Origin of the sequence: Kitasatospora sp. NPDC059571, assembly GCF_042735675.1 — a bacterium.
Classification (GTDB): Bacteria; Actinomycetota; Actinomycetes; order Streptomycetales; family Streptomycetaceae; genus Kitasatospora.
The window spans coordinates 1-1,228 of the sequence record NZ_JBHWBW010000854.1 but is presented as its reverse complement, the minus strand read 5'-3'; the positions used below and the strand labels follow the sequence as shown (position 1 = coordinate 1,228).

The 1,228-nt window shown below is 73.2% G+C and carries 2 protein-coding genes; one reads left to right on the top strand and one right to left on the bottom strand.

Annotated features, from left to right (window positions below; genetic code table 11):
* Positions 1–37 precede the first annotated feature (37 nt).
* A complete protein-coding gene (gene trxA, locus ACFV0G_RS39545) occupies positions 38–433 on the bottom strand; it encodes a thioredoxin (RefSeq protein WP_380558831.1) in 396 nt (131 codons plus the stop codon).
* Positions 434–620: 187 nt separating this feature from the next.
* Between trxA and ACFV0G_RS39540 the strand changes: the two genes are divergently transcribed.
* Complete coding sequence (locus ACFV0G_RS39540; protein ID WP_380558828.1) at positions 621–1,205, top strand: hypothetical protein; 585 nt, start codon at positions 621–623, stop codon at positions 1,203–1,205.
* The last annotated feature ends 23 nt before the right edge of the window (positions 1,206–1,228 follow it).

Genomic DNA, 1,228 nt, shown 5'->3' with positions numbered 1-1,228 from the left:
GTCCGGGCGCGCGGCGCGCCGATCGGCGGCCGGAAGGTCAGGCCCCGGCGGCGGACACCGCCACGGCGCGGGCCTTCGCCACCCCCGCGTGCACCTCGGCCATGTCGAGCGTGCGGGCCTGGCCGATCAGGTCCTCCAGCGCGGGCTCCGGCAGGGCGCCCGGCTGCGCGAACACCAGCACACCCTCGCGGATGATGGCCAGCGTCGGGATCGACTGGATGCCGAAGGCGGCCGCCAGCTCCTGCTGGGCCTCGGTGTCGACCTTGGCGAACACGATGTCCTCGTGCCGCTCGGACGCCCGCTCGAAGACCGGCCCGAACATCCGGCACGGCCCGCACCACTCGGCCCAGAAGTCGATCAGGACGAAGTCCTTCCCCTCGGGCCCGGGAACGATGTCGTCGAAGTTCTCGGTGGTCAGCTCGACCGTGCTCATGTGTTCTACCTGCCCTTCCGGAGTGGTCCGGCCACGTCAACGGGGACGGTGGCGGAGGTATTCCGGCGGCTCCCGCGAAGAAGCCGCGGCCGGGGTGAGTGGAACGCGCTCCGCAGCCGTACTCCCTGGTGCGGGCAGAGCGCACACGCCCAGGCCCCGTACCCACCGATTCCTGGGGGAATCAGCCATGCTTCTCCACCGCCGAGCCGCCCTGGTCGCCGCCGCGGGCGCCGCCGTCGCAGCCCTCGCCGCCGGATGCGGATCCAGCGCGTCCACCGCGAGCAGCGCACCCGCCGCCCCGAGTCCGGCCGGCCCGTCGACCCCGTCCGGGAGCGGAGCGGCCGCCGGCAGCGCCCAGGCCGCCGGCGCGACCGTCCTGAAGACCGCGAACTCGTCCTTCGGCACCATCGTCACCGATGGCAACGGCTTCACGCTGTACCGCTTCGACAAGGACACCGCCAAGCCCCCGATGTCCAACTGCAACGGCAACTGCGCCACCACCTGGCCCCCGGTGGTCTCCACCGGCGGTACCCCGCAGCTCAAGGGCATCGACGCCAAGCTGGTCTCCACGGTGACCCGCGCGGACGGCACCAAGCAGGTCACCCTCAACGGCTGGCCGCTCTACCACTACGCCCCCGACGGCAAGGCCGGGGACACCAACGGCCAGGGATTCGGCGGCACCTGGTGGGTCGTCGCCCCGAGCGGCGCCAAGATCACGGCCGCCGTGATGATCCCCTCCGGCGGCTCCTCGGGCGGCGGCTACGGCTACTGACGGCCCCGGGGGCCCCCGACCCC